Source organism: Natronococcus sp. (genome assembly GCF_047921035.1).
In the GTDB taxonomy this organism is placed as follows: Archaea; Halobacteriota; Halobacteria; order Halobacteriales; family Natrialbaceae; genus Natronococcus.
On the sequence record NZ_JBLRWX010000184.1, the window covers coordinates 1 to 3,240 of the forward strand.

Below are 3,240 nucleotides of genomic sequence, written 5' to 3' on the forward strand. Positions count from 1 at the left end.
GGATCTCCGTGTGGCCGAACCGTCCGAGCCGCTGGGCGGCCCCCAGCAAGCCCGTCACGAACGAGTAGGCGTGGGCGAGGCAGGCCTCGAGCCGCGAGAGGCCGCGACGCTGTGCGACGACGCCGAAGACGACGGGGTAGTGGCCGGGGGTCGAGCCGTCCTCGACCGCCTCGGCAAGGGTCGACGGGAGTTCGTCGACGTCCGTCTCCGCCGTTTCCGCAAGCAGCAGCTCGCAGAGCTTCGCCCCCGCCTTCGTCGAACTCTCGCGGAACTCCGCGGGCATCGTCACCGCGTGGAGCCGTTCGTCGACCGCGAGCAACCCCTCGAGATCGCCCTCGGCGCTCGCGGCGTGGGCGTTGGCGACCGCGACCGTCTCGCAGGGACCGACGAGTCGCCGCAGGTAGGCCGCGATCAGCGCCCGGAGGTCCTCGCCGTCCTCGATCCGGTCCTCGTTGACGTACTGCTCGAGGCCGTAGGAGGCGGTGTAGCTCCCGACCGGAAGAAACGAGTCCGAGAGCCGCAGCGCCGAGAGGAACGCGTCGGCGTCAGTGCTCATGGTGGTCGTGGACGTGATCGGACGCGTGGCCGTGATCGTGCTCGTGGTCGTCGTGGGTGTGTCCGTGATCGGTACCGCGAGCGTAGTCGGGATCCTCGCCGTGAGTGGGATCGTGCTCGCGGTCCACACCACCCTCGAGCTCCGTCACGAACAGATCGGCCTCGACCGTCGTCGCCCGGACCTCGGAGCCGGGAACGACGTCGGCGACCACCCGCTCGACGATGTGGCGGTCGGCCTCGAGGGGGACGTAGACGGTCCCGTCCTCGACCGCCAGATCCCAGTGCTGGTTGCCGATCCGGTGACCGAGTTCGACCGCGGCCGCGAGCGCCTCGGCGGTGGCCTCGGGTAGCTCGACCGCCAGCGCCTCGCGGGGCTCGAACGCGACGAGGATCATACGCTCGTCGTCGACGAGCAGGACGTCCCCGACCGAGACGGCGGGCCGATCGAGGACGACGCCGACGTCGGTTCCCGCGTCTGTGGTCGCCCGGAACCGCGATCGCCGACGGTCGTCGGCGTCGATCACGACCCGCTCGAGCGTCCCGTTCTCCCGGTGGTCGTCCCGCAGCGCGGCGAGGTCGCCGTCGGCGTGGACGTTGCCGACGACGCTGTCGACTCGCTCCATCAGTACCGGCGGTCGGCTGGCGCGCCGACCCCCAGGAGTTCCTGTCTCGTCTCGTCCCACGCCGCCCGGAGCGCGCCCGTGACGTCGGCCTCGCGGTGGCCGAGCAGACGGACGACGGCGCCCGCCTCGCAGGGCAGCGCCGAGACGCCGGCGTGAACCGATCGATCGGACTCGCTCTCGAGCGTCGCGAGCCGTTCGCGGATCGTCTCGACGAGTGCCCCACACCCGTCGTTACCGTCGGGAGCGAAGACGTACAGCGAGCCGACGACGCCGTACTCGCCGACGCTGGCCGGATCTCGGGGATCGAGCTTCGCGGGCCGGAGGTCGACCGCGTCCGCACAGACCAGTCGGTCGTCGTGGCGGGCCTCGACCCGCGAGTGGTAGTGGTCGAAACTGAAGGGGTCGTGGTCGCTCAGACCGTCGGGGACGAGGACGTCCGCGACGATCGCCACCGCGCCGTCCGCGAGGTCGACTGACACCGTCTGCAGGCAGCGGGCGTCCTCGTTGACGATCGTCGGTCCAGGGACGTACTCGAGGACGCTCCCCGCCTCGACGCTCAATGCGGCGTCGAGATGGGCGTAGTTGGCGTCCATGCTGTGGACCTTAGTCGCGCTCTGGGTCGTCACGTGCGCGCGAGCGCCCGACTGCGTCTCGAGTCGCATACGGTGACGATCGCCCTGCGCGACCCCGCCGGTGGGCTCCTGGGCGACCAGCGTCGCGAGCCCGGGTACGGGATCGGTGTCGAGGGTGCCGGTGTGGTGGTAGGGAACCTCGGCCCGGTCGCGGACGAGCCGCGTCGGTCCCTCGCCCGCGCGGGCGAACGTCGCCTCGAGCAGGCCGTTCTTGCCCGGTCCCGCGGCGGGCGCCTGGGCGAGCGGTTCGCCGGCGTAGGTCTCGAACGCCGGCGGCAGCCGGGCCGTGTCGGCCCCGGTTCCGTCCGCGACGCTCACGCGAACAGCACCTCCCGCTCGACGTGCTCGAGCACCTCGTCGACGCCGGTGCCGTCCTTGCAGTTGGTGAAGACGAACGGATCGTCGCCGCGCACGTCGCCCGCGTCGGCCTCGATCACCTCGAGATCGGCGTCGACGTGGGGTGCGAGATCGGTCTTGTTGACGACCAGCAGGTCGGCCTGGGTGACCCCGGGGCCCCGCTTTCGAGGAATGTCTTCACCCTCCGCGACGGAGATGACGAACAGGAAGTAGTCCGCCAGTTCGGGGTTGAACGTCGCGGCGAGGTTGTCGCCGCCGCTCTCGACGAGGACGACGTCGAGTTCGGGGTGGCGCTCGGTGAACTCGTCGATCGCCGCGAGGTTCATCGAGGGGTCTTCGCGGATCCCCGTGTGCGGGCAGGCGCCGGTTTCGACGCCCTCGACGAGGTCCGCGGGCAGGAGGTCGGCGAAGGACTCCCGGAAGACGTCGGCGTCCTCCTGGGTCATGATGTCGTTGGCGATGACCCCCACCTCGTACCCCTCCGCGACGAGTTCGGGGACCAGACGCTTGACCAGGGCCGTCTTCCCGGAGCCGACGGGACCGCCGAGGCCGACCTTCGCGACGTCTCGGTATCCCATCAGTCGTCACCCTCCGCGGGTTCCGGCCCGCCGCCTGTTTCGGGGGCCTCGCTCCCGTGCCCGTCACTCTCGTCGGGGAGGGAGCCCTCGTCGACCGCCAGTTCCTCGCCTGGACCGGGGTCGACGGTCTCGAGTTGCTCCCGGCTGTCGGCTCGGATCGGGTCGTGGACGGTCACGAGCTTGGTGCCGTCGGGAAAGACGGGCTCGATCTGGATCATCTCGACCAGTTCGGGGACGCCATCCATCACGTCCTCGCGGGTGAGCAGCTGCGTCGCCTCAGACCGGATCCGCGAGACGGATTTCCCCTCTCGGGCGGCCTCGCAACACCAGTCGGAGATGTACGCGACCGTCTCGGGATGGTTGAGCTTCACGTCTCGATCCTTTCGCCGTCGGGCGAGTTCGGCGGCCATGAAGACCGTCAGCCGTTCCATCTCCTTCGGCGAGAGGTTCACTTGGGGGTCACCCCCGGTTCGACGGCGGGTGCGGTGTCGTTCG

General features: G+C 70.3%; 5 protein-coding genes. All 5 read right to left on the bottom strand.

All coding sequences use genetic code 11. From position 1 onward, the window contains the following. On the bottom strand, positions 1–556 hold a 556-nt coding region (locus tag ACNA7R_RS19805), incomplete at its 3' end, for an urease accessory protein UreF (protein WP_416285264.1). Beyond that, on the bottom strand, positions 546–1,178 hold the full coding sequence (gene ureE / locus ACNA7R_RS19810) for an urease accessory protein UreE (RefSeq protein ID WP_416285265.1): 633 nt from the start codon (positions 1,176–1,178) through the stop codon (positions 546–548). The genes ureE and ACNA7R_RS19805, both read right to left, overlap by 11 nt. After that, a complete protein-coding gene (locus ACNA7R_RS19815; protein WP_416285266.1) occupies positions 1,178–2,128 on the bottom strand; it encodes an urease accessory protein UreD in 951 nt (316 codons plus the stop codon). Before ACNA7R_RS19815 ends, ureE begins: the two co-directional genes overlap by 1 nt. Further along, on the bottom strand, positions 2,125–2,745 hold the full coding sequence (ureG, locus tag ACNA7R_RS19820; protein WP_416285267.1) for an urease accessory protein UreG: 621 nt from the start codon (positions 2,743–2,745) through the stop codon (positions 2,125–2,127). Before ureG ends, ACNA7R_RS19815 begins: the two co-directional genes overlap by 4 nt. Further along, a partial coding sequence (locus tag ACNA7R_RS19825) for an urease subunit gamma (protein ID WP_416285268.1) occupies positions 2,745–3,240 on the bottom strand: 496 nt, incomplete at its 5' end. The genes ACNA7R_RS19825 and ureG, both read right to left, overlap by 1 nt.